Source organism: Actinomadura chibensis NBRC 106107, from assembly GCF_001552135.1.
In the GTDB taxonomy this organism is placed as follows: domain Bacteria; phylum Actinomycetota; class Actinomycetes; order Streptosporangiales; family Streptosporangiaceae; genus Spirillospora; species Spirillospora chibensis.
Genome location: NZ_BCQP01000004.1, coordinates 255,310 through 274,337, shown reverse-complemented (window position 1 = coordinate 274,337; position 19,028 = coordinate 255,310). Strand labels below are relative to the sequence as shown.

At 73.5% G+C, this 19,028-nt stretch carries 16 protein-coding genes; 1 reads left to right on the top strand and 15 read right to left on the bottom strand.

All coding sequences use genetic code 11. The features are described 5' to 3' along the window. Positions 1-9: 9 nt before the first annotated feature. Both ACH01S_RS03125 and ACH01S_RS44270 read right to left on the bottom strand, forming a co-directional pair. A complete protein-coding gene (locus ACH01S_RS03125) occupies positions 10-2,085 on the bottom strand; it encodes a primosomal protein N' (RefSeq protein ID WP_083980239.1) in 2,076 nt (691 codons plus the stop codon). A 146-nt stretch (positions 2,086-2,231) separates the two neighbouring features. Continuing rightward, positions 2,232-2,369, bottom strand: coding sequence for a hypothetical protein (locus ACH01S_RS44270; RefSeq protein ID WP_169809190.1), 138 nt, complete (start codon positions 2,367-2,369; stop codon positions 2,232-2,234). On the opposite strand from ACH01S_RS44270, the gene ACH01S_RS03120 reads away from it, so the two are divergent. Next, the gene (locus ACH01S_RS03120) at positions 2,359-3,909 is read left to right on the top strand and encodes a DUF8823 domain-containing protein (protein WP_246236750.1); all 1,551 of its coding nucleotides are present in this window, start codon (positions 2,359-2,361) and stop codon (positions 3,907-3,909) included. The two genes, ACH01S_RS44270 and ACH01S_RS03120, sit on opposite strands and share 11 nt — an antisense overlap. A 92-nt stretch (positions 3,910-4,001) precedes the next feature. On the opposite strand, the gene metK is transcribed toward ACH01S_RS03120, so the two are convergent. From metK to pyrR, 13 genes are all read right to left on the bottom strand, one after another. Further along, on the bottom strand, positions 4,002-5,195 hold the full coding sequence (metK, locus tag ACH01S_RS03115; RefSeq protein ID WP_067885056.1) for a methionine adenosyltransferase: 1,194 nt from the start codon (positions 5,193-5,195) through the stop codon (positions 4,002-4,004). A 125-nt stretch (positions 5,196-5,320) separates the two neighbouring features. Then, positions 5,321-6,562 (bottom strand): bifunctional phosphopantothenoylcysteine decarboxylase/phosphopantothenate--cysteine ligase CoaBC, encoded by a 1,242-nt coding sequence (gene coaBC / locus ACH01S_RS03110; protein ID WP_067885054.1) that lies wholly within the window; start codon positions 6,560-6,562, stop codon positions 5,321-5,323. Between the two features lie 86 nt (positions 6,563-6,648). Continuing rightward, positions 6,649-6,903 carry a DNA-directed RNA polymerase subunit omega gene (gene rpoZ / locus ACH01S_RS03105; protein WP_067885052.1) on the bottom strand — a complete coding sequence of 85 codons (255 nt, stop codon included), beginning with the start codon at positions 6,901-6,903 and terminating at the stop codon, positions 6,649-6,651. A 38-nt stretch (positions 6,904-6,941) separates the two neighbouring features. Next, positions 6,942-7,529 (bottom strand): guanylate kinase, encoded by a 588-nt coding sequence (gene gmk, locus ACH01S_RS03100; protein ID WP_067885293.1) that lies wholly within the window; start codon positions 7,527-7,529, stop codon positions 6,942-6,944. Positions 7,530-7,623: 94 nt separating this feature from the next. Beyond that, positions 7,624-7,950 (bottom strand): integration host factor, actinobacterial type, encoded by a 327-nt coding sequence (gene mihF / locus ACH01S_RS03095; RefSeq protein ID WP_067463056.1) that lies wholly within the window; start codon positions 7,948-7,950, stop codon positions 7,624-7,626. 755 nt (positions 7,951-8,705) lie between these two features. Further along, a complete protein-coding gene (gene pyrF / locus ACH01S_RS03090) occupies positions 8,706-9,437 on the bottom strand; it encodes an orotidine-5'-phosphate decarboxylase (protein ID WP_067885050.1) in 732 nt (243 codons plus the stop codon). After that, positions 9,434-10,414: a dihydroorotate dehydrogenase gene (locus ACH01S_RS03085; RefSeq protein ID WP_067885049.1), complete on the bottom strand. Its 981-nt coding sequence runs from the start codon at positions 10,412-10,414 to the stop codon at positions 9,434-9,436. The genes pyrF and ACH01S_RS03085 overlap by 4 nt, the downstream gene beginning before the upstream one ends. Continuing rightward, the gene (locus tag ACH01S_RS03080) at positions 10,411-11,298 is read right to left on the bottom strand and encodes an iron-sulfur cluster-binding protein (RefSeq protein ID WP_067885047.1); all 888 of its coding nucleotides are present in this window, start codon (positions 11,296-11,298) and stop codon (positions 10,411-10,413) included. The genes ACH01S_RS03085 and ACH01S_RS03080 overlap by 4 nt, the downstream gene beginning before the upstream one ends. 78 nt (positions 11,299-11,376) lie before the next feature. Then, the gene (gene carB / locus ACH01S_RS03075; protein WP_067885045.1) at positions 11,377-14,766 is read right to left on the bottom strand and encodes a carbamoyl-phosphate synthase large subunit; all 3,390 of its coding nucleotides are present in this window, start codon (positions 14,764-14,766) and stop codon (positions 11,377-11,379) included. Continuing rightward, positions 14,766-15,884 carry a glutamine-hydrolyzing carbamoyl-phosphate synthase small subunit gene (gene carA, locus ACH01S_RS03070; protein WP_067885043.1) on the bottom strand — a complete coding sequence of 373 codons (1,119 nt, stop codon included), beginning with the start codon at positions 15,882-15,884 and terminating at the stop codon, positions 14,766-14,768. Before carA ends, carB begins: the two co-directional genes overlap by 1 nt. Next, positions 15,881-17,170 carry a dihydroorotase gene (locus ACH01S_RS03065; protein ID WP_067885041.1) on the bottom strand — a complete coding sequence of 430 codons (1,290 nt, stop codon included), beginning with the start codon at positions 17,168-17,170 and terminating at the stop codon, positions 15,881-15,883. Before ACH01S_RS03065 ends, carA begins: the two co-directional genes overlap by 4 nt. Further along, entirely contained in the window at positions 17,167-18,108 is a 942-nt protein-coding gene (locus tag ACH01S_RS03060; RefSeq protein WP_067885039.1) for an aspartate carbamoyltransferase catalytic subunit, read from the bottom strand. The genes ACH01S_RS03065 and ACH01S_RS03060 overlap by 4 nt, the downstream gene beginning before the upstream one ends. Next, on the bottom strand, positions 18,105-18,725 hold the full coding sequence (pyrR, locus tag ACH01S_RS03055; RefSeq protein ID WP_246236748.1) for a bifunctional pyr operon transcriptional regulator/uracil phosphoribosyltransferase PyrR: 621 nt from the start codon (positions 18,723-18,725) through the stop codon (positions 18,105-18,107). Before pyrR ends, ACH01S_RS03060 begins: the two co-directional genes overlap by 4 nt. Positions 18,726-19,028 lie beyond the last annotated feature (303 nt).

The following is a 19,028-nucleotide window of genomic DNA, read 5'->3' as shown; positions in this document are numbered from 1 at the left end:
CCCTATTGGTCAGATCAACTCCAGGGGGTCGATCTGGACTCGTACCGTCTCCGCCGCCTTGCGCGCGCTGCGAACACCTTGAGCCTCTTTCAGCGCGCGCGCGAGGGCGGGCCCCATCGCGCGGGGGACGCGGATCAACGCGCGCTCCTTCTCAGGCGCGTCGCCCCCGCCCTGCGGCGACGACGGAACCGGCACCGGCCCGAGCACCTCGGCCCCCTCGGGCAACCTGGCATCGGCCAGGAGTTCGCGGATGGCCGCGGGGGTCGCGGTCAGCGACGCCATCCGCGCGGCGGGCGGGAAGCCCACCTGCCTGCGCTCGTCCAACTCCCGCTCGGCGTAGGTCACCGGGTCCCACCGGACGAGGGCCTGCACGGTGGGCAGCGACCCCTCGGCCGCCACCACCACCGGCCCCTGCGGGCGGACGAGCGACGCCGCGTTCATCCACCGCCGCAGCGTCTCCTCCCCCGCGCGCAGATCAGGACGCCCGAGCAGGACCCACCCGTCCAGGAGCAGCGCGGCGCGGTATCCGCCCTCGGCGGGCGGCTCCGCGCCCGGCGTCGACACCACGAGGGCCCGCTCCGGGCCCACCCGGTCGAGGACCGACTCCCGTCCGGACGTGCGCACCGGTACGCCGGGGAACGCCCTGCCCAGTTCCTCGGCCGTCCGCTTCGCGCCGACCACCATGGCCCGGAACTGGACGAACCCGCACTCGGGGCAGTGCCAGTCGCCCGCGATCCGCCCGCACCAGCGGCAGTGCGGGGCCGCGTGGGACGACGTCAGCGACAGGGGCCCCTGGCAGGCCGCGCACTGCGCGGGCGTACGGCACCGTCCGCAGGCGACGCCCGGGACGTACCCGCGCCGCGGCACCTGGACGAGGACGGGCCCCTCCTCCAGCGCCTTCCTGGCCGCCTCGAACGCGATGTTGGGCAGGCGCGCCGTGCGGGCGGCGGCGTCCCTGGCGAGCTGGGCGTCCTCCCCCACGTACCGGACGCGGGGCATGGCCGTCCGGACACGCGCCCTGTCCGCGCTCAGCGCGCGCGCCCACCCGGACTCGACGAGCAGGGTGGCGTCGGTGGTCCGGGTGAAGCCGCCTATGAGCGCCCCCGCGTCCGCCCTGTGCGCACGCAGGGCGAGGACGTCGCGCGGGTGCGGATACGGGGCGTGCGGCTCGGCGTGGACGTCGTCGCCGTCGTCCCACAGCACGACGAGCCCGAGGTCGGCGACGGGCGCGAACATCGCGGCGCGCGTCCCGACCACCGCCCGCGCCGCGCCGCGCAGGACGGCGAGCCACCTCCGGTACCGCTCCGCGGGCCCCAGCTCGGCCGTGAGCGCCACGTGGCGGCCCTCCCCCAGCTCGGCCTTCAGGGCGGCGTCCACGCGCGCCACGTCGCGTCCGTCCGCGACGACGACCAGCGCGCCGCGCCCGCCGCGCAGGGTCGTCGCGACGGCCCGCGCCACGGCGGCCGTCCAGTCCTCGCCGGGCAGGGCCGTCCAGACGGCGCGCGGCGCCCGGCCCTCGGCCAGGGCGCCGAGGAACGACGCCCCGGCCGGGTAGTCGCGCCACACGCCGACGCCGTCTCCCGGCGGCTCGAACTCGCGGGGCGCCGCCACCGGCTCGGCCTCCACCCGCGCGTGCCTCGGCGGGACGGCCAGCCGGAGCACGTCGGCGAACGTCCCCGCGTACCGGTCGGCCACCTCCCGCACCAGGGCCGCGACCTCCGGCGTCAGGACGCGCTCGGACGACGTCACCCGCTCCACGAACAGCAGCTTGCCGTCGTGGGCGCTCTCGGCGACCCGCTCCAGGACGAACCCGTCCACGAGCTGCCCCGCGAAGCGGACCCGCACCCGGCACCCGGGCACGACCTTGGCGTCCATCTCCTCGGGCACCAGGTAGTCGAACGGGCGGTCCAGGTGCGGGAGGGACATGTCCACCGCGACCCGCGCGACCGGCGACTCCCCGGCGGGACGCCGCGCCCCCTTCTTCGGCGACCGGCCCTTCGCCCCCGCTCGCGGCTTGGCCGCGGGCGCGCTCGGCAGCTCGTCCAGCCCCGGGATCAGGTCCGTTCCGCCGCCGTCCTTGGTCACCTCCCCGTCCTACCAGATCAACCCGACAGTCGACCGCGCACGCTAGGGTTGATCCGATCGACCGGGGCGCGCGTCCCGTTGGCCCATTGCCCGATTCCTTCCGCGCCCTCTCCGTCCCACGAGCCCGTGCAGGCGATGACCACAGCTCACACTCCAGACACCGCGCGCACTCCGGAGCGGACGGACGCCCAGGCCAGGCGGGGGCGGCCCCGCTCCTCGTCCCCGTTCTCCTGGAGGAGCTGGAGGAAGTGGGCGAACCCGCGCCACCCGGTGGTGGCGGCCACGGTGGCGGCGGGCGTCCTCCACCTGGTGTGGGCGCTCTACCTCGCGACCGAGGGCGGCGACCTCGCCGCGCAGGCCGCCTGGACGGACTTCGCCTGGGAGCACCCCACCTCGGCCTACAGCTTCGCCTGGTACGGGGGGATGCACCCCGCGTCCTACAGCGTCATGTCGCCCTACCTCATGGCCGTGTTCGGGATACGCACGGTCGCCGTCGTCTGCGGCACGCTCTCCGCCGCGCTGACGGGCGCGCTGCTGAAGCGGTTCCGGGCGCCCGTCGCGCTGCCCGCGTCCCTGTGGGCGGCGTTCGCGCTCTCCTGCAACTCCGCGTCCGGACGGGTCACCTTCGGCCTCGGCCTGACGTTCGCGCTGATGGCGACGATCATGGCGTTCACCCCGCGCGGCACGCCCGCCCTGCGCGCGGCGGGCATGGTCGGCCTCGGCCTGCTCGCCACGCTCGCCAGCCCGGTCGCCGGGCTGTTCCTGATGGTGCTCGCCGCCGCGCTGTTCCTCACCGGGCGGCGCCGCGCCGGGGTCTGCATCGCCGCCGGGCCGCCGATCGTCGTCGGGACGACGAGCCTGCTCTTCCCGTTCAGCGGCGTCCAGCCGATCTCGCTGACCGCGATCGTCCTGCCGTGCGTCGCCAGCGTGGTGGCCATGCTGCTCTGCGCGCCGAAGGAGTGGCGGCTGATCCGCGTCGGCGCCGGGATCTACCTGGCGGGCATCGCGCTGACCTGGCTGATCCCGTCGCCGGTCGGCAGCAACGTCGAACGCCTCTCGCTGCTGTTCGGCGGGATGTTCCTGCTGTCCGCCGTGGCGCGCGCGCAGGGCCTCATCCGGATCGGCGTGCTGTCGCTGGCGTTCATCATCACGGCGTCCTGGCAGGTCGTGAAGCCGGTCGACGACCTGATCCACACCGAGCCCGCGGCGGCGGCGGCCAGGCACGGCAGCGGCCTGTCCACCGAGCTGGTCGCGCTCGGCGCGGGCGACGCGCGCATCGAGGTCGTCCCGCTGCGCTCCCACTGGGAGGCGTCCGGCCTGGGGCGCGACTTCATCCTCGCCCGGGGATGGAACCGCCAGGTCGACGCCGAACGCCACGAGCTCTTCTACGAGGAGGGCGCGCTGACGGCCGACTCCTACCGCGAGTGGCTGGACAAGTGGGCCGTGCAGTACGTCGTCCTGCCCGAGCAGGAGGTGGACTGGTCCGCCCGGGACGAGGCCGCGCTCGTGGAGAAGGGCCAGCCGTACCTGACGGAGATCTGGAGGGACGAGCACTGGCGGCTGTTCCGCGTCCTGCGCGCGACCCCGCTGGTGGACGCCCCGGCCTCCGTCGCCAAGCTGAACGCGGGCAAGCTCGTCGTGGACATGCCGTCCAGCGGGTCCGTCCTCATGCGCGTGTCCTGGTCGCCGTGGCTCAGGGTCACGGGCGGCAAGGCGTGCCTGCGGCGCGAGGGCGACTTCGTCCGGCTGAAGGCAGACCGCCCCGGCCGCTACACCGTCGCGGCCCGCTACGGCCTCCACCGCGGCAACCACTGCGAGCCCTGACCGGGCGACCCGCACGCACGCGAAGGCCGCACGCACGCGAAGGGCCCCGGGGACCGAGTCCCCGGGGCCCTTCGCGCGATGCGTTCAGGCCGTCACAGACCGGCGGCGGAGGCGAGGTCCTTGGCGCGGTCCGTCGACTCCCACGAGAAGTCGGGCTCGGACCGGCCGAAGTGCCCGTACGCGGCGGTCTGCTGGTAGATCGGGCGGAGCAGGTCGAGGTCGCGGACGATCGCGGCCGGACGCAGGTCGAACACGTCCGCGATGGCCTTCTCGATCTTCTCCGGGGCGACGTTCTCGGTGCCGAACGTCTCCACGAACACGCCGACCGGGTGGGCCTTGCCGATGGCGTAGGCGACCTGGACCTCGGCGCGCCGGGCGAGCTGCGCGGCGACGATGTTCTTCGCGACCCACCGCATCGCGTACGCGGCGGACCGGTCGACCTTGGACGGGTCCTTGCCGGAGAACGCGCCGCCGCCGTGCCGCGCCATCCCACCGTAGGTGTCGACGATGATCTTGCGTCCGGTGAGCCCGGCGTCGCCCATCGGCCCGCCGATCTCGAACCGGCCGGTCGGGTTGACCAGCAGCCGGTAGCCCTGGGTGTCGAGGTCGAACTCGCCGAGCACCGGGTCGACGACGTGCTCCTTGACGTCCGGGGTCAGCAGCTCGCGCAGGTCGATGTCCGGGGCGTGCTGGCTGGACACGACGACGGTGTCGAGGCGGACCCCGCGGTCGCCGTCGTACTCGATCGTGACCTGCGTCTTGCCGTCCGGGCGCAGGTAGGGGACGTCGCCGCTCTTGCGCACCGCGGACAGCCGCTGCGCGAGCCGGTGCGCCAGCGTGATCGGCAGCGGCATGAGCTCGGGGGTCTCGTCGGTCGCGTAGCCGAACATGAGGCCCTGGTCGCCCGCGCCCTGCCGGTCGAGGTCGTCGACGCCCTCGCCCTCGCGGGTCTCGTAGGCGTCGTCCACGCCCTGCGCGATGTCGGGCGACTGCGCGCCGATGGACACCGACACGCCGCAGGAGTGCCCGTCGAAGCCCTTCTTGGACGAGTCGTAGCCGATCTCCAGGATCTTCTCCCGGATCACGCCCGGGATGTCCACATAGGTCTCGGTGGTGACCTCACCGGCCACATGCACCTGACCGGTCGTGATCATCGTCTCGACGGCGACCCGGCTCTTCGGGTCGTCCTTGAGCATCGAGTCGAGGATCGCGTCGCTGATCTGGTCCGCGATCTTGTCGGGGTGTCCTTCGGTGACGGACTCCGAGGTGAACAGGCGGCGAGACACGTACGTGCACTCCTTGCAGCGGCTGCTGACTGACGTCGCAGGACGGATACTTGTTCGAGTTTCGGCCCGGAGACGCCCCCGCGCCGGAATTCCCCACGCATGCTAGGGCCGCAAGTCTAGCGGGATCATCCCCGGACGCTGGCATGACCGGCCTCTTCCCCCGGAAAGAGGCGCTCGGCGACGAGGTCCCAGACGGTGTCGGCGAGCGCCTCCTTCGGACCGCGCGGGACGTCGGTCCGCGAGCCGTCCGCGCCGAGGACCACCGCCGCGTTGTCGGGCCGCCCGAAGGTCAGGTCCGCGCCGACCTGGTTGACGACGAGCAGGTCGCTGCCCTTGCGGGCGAGCTTGGCGCGGCCGTTCGCGAGCACGTCGTCGGTCTCGGCCGCGAACCCGACGACGACCCGCCCGGCACGCCGCTCGCGGCCCAGCTCGGCGAGGATGTCGGGGTTCTTGACGAGCCGGATCGGCTCCGGCTCGGCGCCGTCCGTCTTCTTGATCTTCGAGTCCCGGTACCCGGCCGGACGGAAGTCGGCGACGGCCGCCGCCATCACGACCGCGTCGGCGTCCGCCGCCGCCTCCAGCACCGCCTCGCGCATCTCCACCGCCGAGGTGACGGCCACGACCTCGGCCCCCGCCGGGTCCGGCAGGGCGACGTTGGCGGCGACGAGCGTGACGCGGGCGCCGCGGGCCACCGCCGTCCGGGCGAGGGCGTACCCCTGGAGGCCGGACGACCGGTTCCCGATGAACCTGACCGGGTCGATCGCCTCGCGGGTGCCGCCCGCCGAGACGACGACGTGCCGTCCGGCGAGGTCGCGGGGCGCGGCGCCGCGGGCGAGGACGCGCCGGGCGACCTCGAACAGCTCCGCCGGGTCGGGCAGCCGGCCCGGGCCGGTGTCCTTGCCGGTGAGCCGGCCGGACGCGGGCTCGACCACGACCGCGCCGCGGGCCCGGAGCGTCGCCACGTTCTCCCGGGTCGCCGGGTGCTCCCACATCTCGGTGTGCATCGCGGGCGCGAACACGACCGGGCACCGCGCGGTGAGCAGGGTGTTGGTGAGCAGGTCGTCCGCCAGCCCGTGCGCCGCGCGGGCGAGCAGGTCGGCGGTCGCGGGGGCGACGAACACGAGGTCGGCGCTCTGCCCCAGCCGGACGTGCGGGACGCCCTCGACGCCGTCCCACACCCGCGCCGAGACGGGGTTGCCGGACAGGGCCGCCCAGGTGGGCTCGCCGACGAACCGGAGCGCGTCCTCGGTGGGGACGACGGTGACGTCGTGCCCCGACTCGGTGAGCCGCCGGAGCAGCTCGCACACCTTGTACGCGGCGATGCCGGCGCTCACGCCGAGGACGACGCGCGGCTTACGGGAGGTCATGCCGACACTGTCGCATCGGGCGCCGGGCGGGTGCGCGCCGGGGTCGCCCGGAGGCCGCTCGGGCCCGTGCTCAGCCCTCGGTGGGCTCAGCCCTCGATGGGCTCGGCGTTCAGGAGGCCCTCGCGCGTCTCGCGCAGCGCGATCGACAGCGGCTTCTCCTGGACCTGGGTCTCGACGAGCGGGCCGACGTACTCCAGCAGGCCCTCGCCCAGCTGGGCGTAGTAGGCGTTGATCTGCCGGGCGCGCTTGGCCGCGATGCTCACGAGACCGTACTTGGTGTCGACGACCTCAAGGAGCTCGTCGACCGACGGGTTGGTGATGCCCTCACTGCTGGTTGCCACTCGGTGGCCTTCCGATAGGTCTCGCCGATGGATCTCGGCTATTGGACAGCCATCAAGGTTAGCAGCTCGTCGCACACGTCCCGCACGGACGTGTTGACCAGCGTGACGTCGAACTCCTTCTCGGCGGCGAGCTCGACGCGGGCCGCGTCCAGCCGCCGCTCGATGACGTCGGGGGGCTCGGTGCCGCGCCCGGTGAGGCGGCGGACGAGCTCCTCCCAGCTCGGCGGGGCGAGGAAGACGAGCCGCGCCTCGGGCATCGTGCCGCGGATCTGCCGGGCGCCCTGGAGGTCGATCTCCAGGAGCACGGGTTCACCGCGGCCGAGCCGCTCCTCGACGGGCCGGCGCGGGGTCCCGTAGCGGTTCCCCGCGAACTCGGCCCATTCGAGGAGCTCGCCTCCGGCGACGAGCCGGTCGAAACCGGCGTCGTCGACGAAGTGGTACTGCACACCCTCGGTCTCACCCGGGCGGGGGGCCCGGGTTGTCACCGAGACCGACAGCCACACCCGGGGGTGTGAGCGCCGGATCTCGGCGACGACCGTGCTCTTGCCGACGCCCGACGGTCCGGACAGGACCGTCAGCCGTCGCGCGAGCGGGCCTTGGGCGCTGGAGCCTTCCGACGCGACCATGGGCGCGCCGGAGTCGGGCGGGATGGAGCCGGACCCGGGTCGACCCGAGCCGGCCGCGGCGGCCTGGCCGCCGCGCCCGCCCGTGAGTCGCGCGTCAGCGGTTCGCACTTCCGCCGAACTCACGCTCCAGGGATGCGCGCTGGTTCGCGCCGAGGCCCCGCACACGGCGGGACTCGGCGATGCCCAGGCGCTCCATGATCTGCTTCGCACGGACCTTGCCCACACCGGGCAGCGATTCAAGGAGGGCCGACACCTTCATCTTTCCGATGACGTCGTCGGCCTGTCCCTCTTTGAGAACCTCGGCGAGCGAGGTTCCCCCGTGCTTGAGCTTGTTCTTAACCTCGGCCCGCTCCTTGCGAGCCTTGGCAGCCTTCTCCAAGGCTGCGGCGCGCTGTTCGGGGGTTAGGGGCGGAAGAGCCACGCCGGGTCACCTCAGGTTTCCACTCGACGGAGTCGGACGGGTTGGGAAACTAGCGAGTTCACCACCCATAAGGCAACGTGAAGTGCCGTTTAGCCCGCCACAAATTCATGAAAATCACTCCTTGGAGTGTCCTGAATACAGAGTGTACACACATCGGCCATCCCGGCGGCCCATCCCCCCGCCTTGCTGGGACTTTCGCATGATCGTGAAAATCCCCCCTATCTAACCCCATATGCGGCACTAGCTACCCTTCGACCGTTACGCTTTCACGCCCGGCGGGGGCGTTCCGCCGCGATCCCGCCGGTTCCCCCGGCCGGGCCGCGGCGCCGTCCCCGGCCGGGCCTGTGAGGTCTCCCACAAATGATCCCGACCGAGTGACGCTCGTCACGCCGTGCCGTTCCGCACGTCGCGACGGCACCTCAACTGTCATCCTCGACAACACGCCACCCGCCAAGATCGACTCCCACCCCGGAGGCCACCGCCGCCGCAGCAAGCTCCCCCCGCCCGCGCGCAGGGCACCACATGGACGCGGAACGAACGGCGTCCCGCCGGCAGGCGTCCCCGGCGCGAATCGTCGCACCGCGTGAACGAGTTCATCGTTCGGTACGTAAGTCAATGCGGATGAGTCAGATCTCCGCGCGATCTCGGTATTCGCATGCGACAAAAACCACAATGGGCGGTCTCGCGCGTCTCGGAACGCCCCCGTGAAAAGGGTGCCCCACTGCGTTAATTGGGCCGCCGGGTTCGGCGACGGGCTACCCGCGAGGGGCTGCCCGCGACTGGCCGCCCGCGGCGCGGTACACCTTGCGGAGCCGCGCCGCGATGGCGGCCGCCGCCGCGCCCGGATCCGCCGCGCCGGTGATCGGCCGCCCGATGACGAGCAGGTCGGCGCCCGCGGCGAGGGCGGCCTCGGGGGTGGCGACGCGGGCCTGGTCCTGGGTCGCGGCGCCCGCCGGGCGCACGCCGGGGGTGATGAGCGCGATGTCAGGGCCGACCTCCGCGCGGACGGCCGCGGCCTCCCGCGGCGAGCAGACCAGCGCCTGCGCGCCCGCCTCCACGGCGAGGACGGCGAGCCGCCGGACGGCGTCCGGCGCGGGCCCCGCGAGGCCGAGGGCGGCGAGGTCGGCGTCGCCGAGCGAGGTCAGCACGGTCACGGCGGCGATCTTGGTGGCCGGGGCCGCGTCCACCGCCTCGCGGATCATGGCGGGGCCCCCGGCGGCGTGCACGGTCAGGTAGTCGGGCTTCAGCCGCGCGACGGCGCGCGCGGCGCCCCGCACGGTCGCGGGGATGTCGTGCAGCTTCAGGTCGAGGAAGACCCGGACGCGGCTCGCGCCCCGGACGCTCGCGACGACGTCCGGCCCGTACCGCAGGTACAGCTCCAGGCCGACCTTGACGGTGCTGACGTGCGGGGTGACCAGGGTGGCCCAGCGGGCGGCCGTCTCCAGGTCGGGGGCGTCCAGCGCGACGGCGATGGGGGCGGCGGTCACGTTCTCTCCTTCTCGGGCTCCTCGGGGCGCACCTGCGGCGGGACGTACCCGGCGGGCTTGTGCGCGAGGCCCACCGCGTCGGCGAGGCGGTCGATGCGGCGGGCGGCGAGGGCCTCGTCCAGCTCGCGCTGGACGCGCGGGACGGCCCCCGGGTCGTGGAACACGGCCGTGCCGACGGCGACGGCGGACGCCCCGGCGAGGACGAACTCCAGCGCGTCGAGGCCGGTGGCGATGCCGCCGACGCCGATGATGGGCGTGCGCGGCAGCGCGGCGTGCACCTGGTAGACGCAGCGGACGGCGAGCGGCCGCACGGCGGGCCCGGACAGCCCGCCCGACACCCCGGTGAGGGCCGGCCGCAGCGTCTCGGTGTCGATCGCCATGGCCTCCATGGTGTTGATCAGGGTGAGGCCGTCCGCGCCCGCGTCGACGCAGGCCAGCGCGATGGTGACGATGTCGGTGACGTCCGGGGCGAGCTTGGCGAAGACCGGGACGCCGGGCCGGGCGTGGTCGCGGACGGCCCGCACCACCGACGCGGCGGCGGACGGGTGCCAGGCGAACATGCGGCCCCGGTCCTCGACGTTGGGGCAGGCGATGTTGACCTCGATCGCCGCGACCCCCGGGACGTTGCGCAGGCGGCGCGCCAGGTCGCCGTACTCCTCGACGCTGTTGCCCGCGACGGAGACGATCGTGCGGACGTCCTGCTCGATGAGCCAGGGGAGGTCGCGTTCGAGGAAGGTCTCGATGCCGGGGCCCGGCAACCCCATTGCGGTCAGAAGTCCGCTGGGGGTTTCGGTCACGCGCGGGGTGGGGCGTCCGGCGCGCGCCTGGGGCATCACGGACGTCGTGACGAACGCCCCGAGGCGGGTCAGATCGAAGAACTGGGCGAGTTCGCGTCCCGTCCCACCGCAGCCGGAGGCCGTCATGACGGCGTTGGGCAGCTCCAGGGGGCCGAGCGCGGTCCGGACCCGGTCGCTCACCGCGCGCCCCCTTCGGACAGGTTCAGGACGCGCGGCGCGCCGAGCGCGTCGAACGGGATGGTCCCGAGGTCGCCCCAGCGGACGCGGTCGCCGCGCAGGACGGGCCCGTCCGCGCAGGCCCGCACCATGCGGGTCACGCCGTCGTCGCCGTGGACGGGCAGCATGCACGTCATGCAGACGCCGATGCCGCAGGCGCCCGTGCGCTGGAGGAACTCCTCGACCGACACCTGCGAGGGGAGGCCGAAGTCGGAGGCGACCTGGGTGACGGACCGGAGCAGCGCCGTGGGCCCGCAGCCGTAGACGACGTCCGCGCCGGTCTCCTCGATGACGCGGGGCAGGACGTCGCGGACCGCGCCCCGCTCCCCGGTCGAGCCGTCCTCGGTGGCGACGGTCGCGGAGTCGCCGATGCGCTGCGCCATCCGGGAGCCGAACACCTGCTTCGCCGACGCCCCGCCGAGCACGAAGTGCACCTGGCAGCCGCGCCGCAGCAGCGTGTCGGCGAGCGCGAACACGGCCGCGCCGCCGGGCCCGCCGCCGACGAGCAGGCAGCTCACCGGGTCGCGGGGCAGCCGGAAGGGGCGGCCGAGCGGGCCGACGAGGTCGATCTGGTCGCGGGAGCGGCGCCCGGCGAGCCAGGCCGTGCCGGGCTCGGTGTCGGCGAACACGAGCTCGACGGTGCCGCCGTAGTCGGACTTGACCTCGTGGACCCCGAAGCAGCGCCGGACCAGCCGGGACGTGTGCTCCCCGCCGACGGCGAGCGCCACGAACTGGCCGGGCCTGAACCGCTCGGCGATCGCCGGGGCCACCAGCGTCATCGCGTGGTAGTCCTGCACCTGGCGGACCGTCAGCACCGTCGCCGACGTCTGCACCGGCGTGTCGGACACCCGTCACCCTCTCCTCGTCGCGTTGCGCCGGGCGGGCCGGGGGACGGAAAAGTCCGTCCCCCGGCCCGCCCGCTCGTCTCACCCCTCCGCCGGGCCCCCGTCGGCGGCTCCGCCGGCGCCCGCGTCCGGGGCGGGCGCGCCCGTGCGGCCGTGCGCGCCGCTCAGCCGCTCGGCGTGCTCCTGGAGGGAGCGGACGCCGACCTGCCCGCCGGCGACGGCCTCGATGCCCTGCACCGCGGCCGCCAGGCCCTGCACGGTCGTGACGCACGGTACGCCCCGCAGCACGGCCGCGGTACGGATCTCGTAGCCGTCGAGCCGCGGCCCGGACTGGCCGGGGCTGCCGAAGGGAGTGTTGACGATGAGGTCGACCTCGCCGTCGAGGACGCGCCGCACGATCGTGGGCTCGCCGTCCGGGCCCGGACCTTCGCTGTGCTTGCGCACGATCTTGGCACGCACGCCGTTGCGGCGCAGGACCTCCGCGGTCCCTTCCGTGGCAAGAATCTCAAAGCCCAGGTCAGCGAGCCGCTTGACGGGGAAGACCATGTGCCGTTTGTCGCGGTTGGCGACGGACACGAACACGCGCCCCTTGGTCGGCAGCGAGCCGCCGTAGGCGGCCTGCTGCGACTTGGCGAACGCGGTGCCGAACACCTCGTCGATGCCCATGACCTCGCCGGTGGAGCGCATCTCGGGCCCGAGGACGATGTCGACGCCCTGCCCGCGCTCGTTGCGGAACCGGTCGAACGGCAGGACGGCCTCCTTCACCGCGATCGGCGCGTCCAGCGGGAGGCTCCCGCCGTCGCCCGCCGCGGGCAGCATGCCCTCGGCGCGCAGCTCCGCGATCGACGCGCCCATCATGACGCGGGCGGCGGCCTTCGCGAGCGGCACGGCCGTCGCCTTCGACACGAACGGGACCGTGCGGGACGCCCGCGGGTTCGCCTCCAGCACGTAGAGGACGCCCGCCGACACCGCGTACTGGACGTTCATCAGCCCGCGCACCCCGACGCCCCGGGCGAGCGCCTCGGTCGCCTCCCGGATGCGGCGGATGTCGTCGTGCCCGAGCGTGATGGGCGGCAGGGCGCACGCCGAGTCGCCGGAGTGGATCCCGGCCTCCTCGATGTGCTCCATGACGCCGCCGAGGTACAGCTCGTCGCCGTCGAAGAGGGCGTCGACGTCGATCTCGATGGCCTCGTCCAGGAAGCGGTCGACCAGCACCGGGTGCTCCGGGCTCGCCTCCGTCGCGCGGGCCATGTACGACTCCAGCGTGACGTCGTCGTACACGATCTCCATGCCGCGCCCGCCGAGCACGTACGACGGGCGGACGAGCACCGGGTACCCGATCTCGGCGGCGATCTCGCGGGCCTCCTCGTAGGACGAGGCGGTCCCGTGCTTCGGCGCGAGCAGCCCGGCCCGGTGCAGGACGCGCCCGAACGCGCCCCGCTCCTCGGCGAGGTGGATGCTCTCCGGCGAGGTGCCGACGATCGGGACCCCGGCGTCCTTGAGCTTCTGCGCGAGGCCCAGCGGCGTCTGCCCGCCGAGCTGGACGATCACGCCCGCGACCTCGCCCGACCGCTGCTCGGCGTGGACGACCTCAAGGACGTCCTCCAGCGTCAGCGGCTCGAAGTAGAGCCGGTCGGAGGTGTCGTAGTCGGTCGAGACGGTCTCGGGGTTGCAGTTGACCATCACGGTCTCGTAGCCCGCCTCGGCGAGGGTGAACGACGCGTGGACGCACGAGTAGTCGAACTCGACGCCCTGCCCGATGCGGTTGGGCCCGCTGCCGAGGATGATGACCTTCGGCTTGGCGCCGGGCGGGACCTCGGTCTCCTCGTCGTAGGCCGAGTACAGGTAGGGCGTCCGCGCCTCGAACTCGGCGGCGCACGTGTCGACGGTCAGGTACACGGGGCGGACGCCGAGCGCGTGCCGCACCTCCCGCACGACCTCCTCCGAGAGGCCGCGCAGCTCGCCGAGCTGCGCGTCGGAGAACCCGTGCCGCTTGGCGCGCAGCAGCTTCTCCCTGGTGAGCGCGTCGTCGGAGGTGCGGATCTCCTCGGCGACCTCGTTGATCGCGGAGATCTGGTCGAGGAACCACGGGTCGATGCCCGTCGCCTCGTACACCTCCTGGAGGCTCGCCCCGGCCCAGAGGGCGCGCTGCACGTCCCTGAGCCGCCCGTCGTGCGGCCGCCTGGCGGACTCGACCAGCTCGGCGGCGTGCGCCTCGCCCGTCCAGCTGAACGACGAGCCCTTCTGCTCCAGCGACCGCAGCGCCTTCTGCAGCGCCTCGGTGAAGCACCGCCCGATGGCCATGGCCTCGCCCACGGACTTCATGTGCGTGGTGAGCGTCCCGTCCGCGCCGGGGAACTTCTCGAACGCGAACCGGGGCACCTTCACCACGACGTAGTCGAGGGTGGGCTCGAACGACGCGGGCGTCTCGCGGGTGATGTCGTTCGGGATCTCGTCCAGCGTGTAGCCGACGGCGAGCTTGGCGGCGATCTTCGCGATGGGGAACCCGGTGGCCTTGGACGCGAGCGCCGACGACCGCGACACCCGCGGGTTCATCTCGATGACGATCATCCGGCCGGTGCCGGGGTGGACGGCGAACTGGATGTTGCAGCCGCCGGTGTCGACACCGACCTCGCGGATCACGGCGATCGCGACGTCCCGCATGTTCTGGTACTCGCGGTCGGTCAGCGTCATCGCGGGCGCGACCGTGATCGAGTCGCCGGTGTGGACGCCCATCGGGTCGAGGTTCTCGATGGAGCACACGATCACCACGTTGTCGTGGCGGTCGCGCATGACCTCCAGCTCGTACTCCTTCCAGCCGAGGATCGACTCCTCAAGGAGGACCTCGCTGGTCGGGGACGCGTCGAGCCCCGCACCGGCGATGCGGCGCAGGTCGTCCTCGCCGTGCGCGAAGCCGGACCCGGCGCCGCCCATCGTGAACGACGGGCGGACGACGACCGGGTAGCCGAGCTCGCCCGCCGCGGCGAGGCAGTCCTCCATCGTGTGGCAGATCACCGACCGGGCGGACTCGGCGTTCAGGCCGTGCTCGCGCGCGACCTTGGCGACGACCTCCTTGAACCTCTCGCGGTTCTCCCCGGCCTGGATCGCGTCCACGTCGGCGCCGATCAGCTCGACCTCGTACTCGGCGAGCACGCCCGCCTCGTAGAGCGCGATGGCGGTGTTCAGGGCCGTCTGGCCGCCGAGCGTCGGCAGCAGCGCGTCCGGCCGCTCCCGCGCGATGATCTTCTCGACGGCCTCCGGGGTGATCGGCTCGACATAGGTGGCGTCGGCGAACTCCGGGTCCGTCATGATCGTCGCGGGGTTGCTGTTGACCAGCGTCACCCGCAGGCCCTCGGCCTTCAGCACCCGGCACGCCTGGGTGCCGGAGTAGTCGAACTCGCACGCCTGCCCGATGACGATCGGCCCGGAGCCGATGACCAGGACGGAGTTCAGGTCTTCGCGGCGCGGCATTACCTCGGCCCCTCCATCAGCTCGCGGAACCGGTCGAACAGGCCGGACGCGTCGTGCGGCCCGGCCGCGGCCTCCGGGTGGTACTGGACGCTGAACGCCGGGCGTTCGAGGAGCCGCAGCCCCTCCACGCACCCGTCGTTCAGGTTGACGTGGGTGACCTCGGCCGGGCCGTAGGGCGTGTCGAACGGGCCGTCCGTGGGCGCGTCCACGGCGAAGCCGTGGTTGTGCGCGGACACGTCGACCCTGCCGGTCGCCCGGTCCTGGACGGGCTGGTTGATGCCCCGGTGGCCGAACCTCAGCTTGTAGGTGCCGAGGCCGAGCGCTCGGCCGAAGATCTGGTTGCCGAAGCAGATGCCGAAGAACGGGGTCCCGGCGTCGAGGACGCCTCTGAGCGCGTCCACCGCGTACCCGGCGGCGGCGGGGTCGCCGGGGCCGTTGGAGAAGAACACGCCGTCCGGGTCGAGCGCGAGGACGTCCTCGGCCGTGCTCGTCGCGGGCAGGACGTGCACCTCGCAGCCGCGCTCGGACATCCGGTACGGCGTCATCGCCTTGATGCCGAGGTCGACGGCGGCGACCGTGAAGCGCTTCGTGCCCTTCGCGCGGACGACGTACCGCTCCTTGGTGGAGACGTCCCGCGCGAGGTCGGCGCCCTCCATGGACGGGCTCCGCCGCACCCGTTCGAGCAGGGCGTCCTCGCCGGGCGCGACGGCCGCCGTCCCGCTGAAGATGGCGGCGCGCATCGCGCCCTTGTCGCGCAGGTGCCGCGTCAGCGCGCGGGTGCCGGGGATCGCGATGCCGACGACGCCCTGGTCGCGCAGCGCCGACCCCAGCGAGCCGGTGGCCCGCCAGTTGGACGCGACCCGCGCGGGCTCGCGCACCACGTACCCGGCGACCTGGATGCGGCCCGACTCGGGGTCCTCGTCGTTGACGCCGGTGTTGCCGATGTGCGGGGACGTCATCGCGACGATCTGGCGCGCGTACGACGGGTCGGTGAGCGTCTCCTGGTAGCCGGTCATCCCGGTGTTGAAGACCATCTCGCCGAAGGTCTCGCCCTCGGCCCCGTACGGCGTCCCGCGGAACACCCTGCCGTCTTCCAGTACGAGCAGTGCAGGGTTCATTGGAGCTTCCCCTCAAGGACGGTCGGCTTGCCGCGCAGGAACGTCGCGACGACCCGTCCGGGCAGCTCCAGCCCCGCGAACGGGGTGTTGCGGCTCTTGGACGTCAGCGCCGACGGGTCCACCGCGCGGCGCGGCGACAGGTCGTACAGCGTGATGTTGGCGGGCGACCCGGCCTCCAGCGGGCGGCCCTGCCCGGAGAGGCGCCCGATCCGCGCCGGGCGGGCGGACATCCGGTCGGCGACCCCGGCCCAGTCGAGCAGCCCCGTCTCGACCATGGCCTCCTGCACGACCGGCAGCGCGGTCTCCAGGCCGACCATGCCCATCGCGGCGACGGCCCACTCGGTCTCCTTCGCCTCCACCGGGTGGGGGGCGTGGTCGGTGGCGACGCAGTCGATCGTCCCGTCGGCGAGGGCGCCGCGGAGCGCCTCGACGTCGGCGGCGGTGCGCAGCGGCGGGTTCACCTTGAAGATCGGGTCGTAGGTTCCGGCCCTTGTGTCGTCCAGCAGCAGGTGGTGCGGGGTGACCTCGGCGGTCACCGGGCAGCCCTTGCCCTTCGCCCAGCGGAGGATCTCCACCGAGCCCGCCGTGGAGACGTGGCAGACGTGCAGCCGCGACCCGACGTGCTGGGCGAGCAGGACGTCCCGCGCGATGATCGCCTCCTCGGCGACGGCGGGCCAGCCGCGCAGCCCGAGCGCGGCCGACATCTCGCCCTCGTTCATCTGCGCGCCCTCGGTGAGCCGCGGCTCCTGCGCGTGCTGCGCGACGACGCCGTCGAACGCCTTCACGTACTCGAGGGCCCGGCGCATGATGACCGCGTCCGACACGCAGTGCCCGTCGTCGGAGAAGACCCGGACGCGGGCGGCGGAGTCGGCCATCGCGCCGAGCTCGGCGAGCTGCTCCCCCGCGATGCCCCGGGTGACCGCGCCCACCGGCTGGACGTCGCAGTACCCGGCCTCGCGGCCGAGCCGCCACACCTGCTCGACCACGCCCGCCGTGTCGGCGACGGGGTCGGTGTTGGCCATCGCGTGGACGGCCGTGTACCCGCCGACGGCGGCGGCCTTCGTCCCGGACTCGACGGTCTCGGCGTCCTCGCGGCCGGGCTCGCGCAGGTGGGTGTGCAGGTCGACCAGGCCGGGCAGGGCGACCAGCCCGGCGGCGTCGACGACCTGCGCCCCCGACTCGGCGAGGCCGGTGCCGACCTCGGCGATCGCGCCGTCGCGCACGAGGATGTCGGCGGCCGCGCCGCCGAGGATCCGCGCGCCCTTGATCAGGTACGTCCGGCTCACTGGGAGACCTCCTTGCCGATGGCGGGCTCGGACCCGCCGAGCAGCAGGTACAGGACGGCCATGCGCGCGCTGACGCCGTTCGCGACCTGCTCGACGATCGTCGAGCGGACCGAGTCGGCGACCTCCGCGGCGATCTCCACGCCCCGGTTCATCGGGCCGGGGTGCATGACGATGGCGTGGTCGGGGAGCTGCGCCATGCGCTCGGCGTCCAGCCCGTAGCGGCGGCTGTACTCGCGCACGGACGGGAAGTACGCCGCGTTCATCCGCTCCTGCTGGACGCGGAGCATCATGATGACGTCGCTCTTCGGGATCACGCCGTCGAGGTCGTAGGAGACCGAGCACGGCCAGGACCCGATCGCCACCGGGAGCAGCGTCGGCGGCGCGACGACGGTGACGTCCGCGCCGAGCGTGTGGAGCAGCAGGACGTTGGATCGTGCCACCCGGCTGTGCAGGACGTCGCCGACGATCGTGACCCTGCGCCCCTCCAGGTCGCCGAGCCGCTTGCGCATCGTGAACGCGTCGAGGAGCGCCTGGGTGGGGTGCTCGTGGGTGCCGTCGCCCGCGTTGACCACGCTGCCCTGGACCCAGCCCGCCAGCCGGTGCGGCGCGCCGGACGCGCCGTGCCGGACGACGACGCCGTCCGCGCCCATCGCCTCCAGGGTGAGCGCGGTGTCCTTCAGGCTCTCGCCCTTGGACACGCTCGACCCCTTGGCGGAGAAGTTGATCACGTCGGCGGACAGCCGCTTGGCCGCCGCCTCGAACGAGATGCGGGTGCGGGTCGAGTCCTCGAAGAAGAGGTTCACGACCGTCCGGCCGCGCAGCGTCGGCAGCTTCTTGATCGACCGGCCCGCGATCTGCGCGAGCTCCTCGGCCGTGTCGAGGACGAGGAGCGCGTCGTCGCGGCTCAGGTCGGCGGCGGAGATCAGATGGCGGTTCACCGGGCGCCTCCCGTCCGTGCGGCGGTGCTCGCGGACGTGCTCGCGGGGCTCGCGGGGGCGCTCGCGGGCGGCACCGGGCCGAGCAGCACCTCGTCGCGGCCGTCGTTCTCCTCCAGCAGGACCTTCACGGTCTCCCGCATGGAGGTGGGCAGGTTCTTGCCGACGTAGTCGGCGCGGATCGGCAGCTGCCGGTGGCCCCGGTCGACCAGCACGGCGAGCTGGACGGCGCGCGGCCTGCCGAGGTCGTTCAGGGCGTCCAGCGCGGCGCGCACCGTCCGCCCGGAGAACAGGACGTCGTCGACGAGGACGACGACCCGGTCGTCGATCCCCTCCGGCGGCACCTCGGTGCGGCCGAGCGCGCGGGCCGGGCGCATCCGCAGGTCGTCCCGGTACATGGTCACGTCGAGCGAGCCCCAGGGCACCGGGCGGCCCTCGACCTCGCGCAGCGCCCCGGCGAGCCGCTCGGCGAGCGTCACGCCGCGGGTCTGGATGCCGAGCAGCAGGACGTCGTGGCCGCCCTTGGTCCGCTCGAGGATCTCGTGTGCGATCCGGGTCAGCGCGCGTCTGATGTCGGGACCCTCCAGAACGGCCTTGGGCCGGGGGTCACCGTCCGCCACGCGCGCCACCGCCCGGCGTTCCGGGCTGGAGGCAGCATTCACCGCCTGAACCTCCTTTCCCGCCTCACGGGACGGGTCTTAAAGGACGTCATGTCCCTGACACGGTAGCAGTCGGCCCGCGCTGCCCCGCACCCGGACCGCTCAACGTCTTCCCAGGTGAGAGGGGTCACATCGGAGGACTTTCGAAACCGGGGAACGGACCCGGCGACGGCCCGGACCGCCTGACCCGCCGGGCTTGCGGGCGATCCGTGCGCCGCGGTCGAAGTCCTGCGGATTCGACCGCTTTTTTCCAATCGGCTTGAC

What these genes read in the sequence shown, in the direction of transcription:
- gmk (WP_067885293.1), bottom strand. Translation starts at nt 7,529, where the DNA reads ATGGTCGCGTCGGAAGGCTCCAGCGCCCAAGGCCCGCTCGCGCGACGG.
- carB (WP_067885045.1), bottom strand. Translation starts at nt 14,766, where the DNA reads ATGCCGCGCCGCGAAGACCTGAACTCCGTCCTGGTCATCGGCTCCGGG.
- coaBC (WP_067885054.1), bottom strand. Translation starts at nt 6,562, where the DNA reads ATGACCTCCCGTAAGCCGCGCGTCGTCCTCGGCGTGAGCGCCGGCATC.
- carA (WP_067885043.1), bottom strand. Translation starts at nt 15,884, where the DNA reads ATGAACCCTGCACTGCTCGTACTGGAAGACGGCAGGGTGTTCCGCGGG.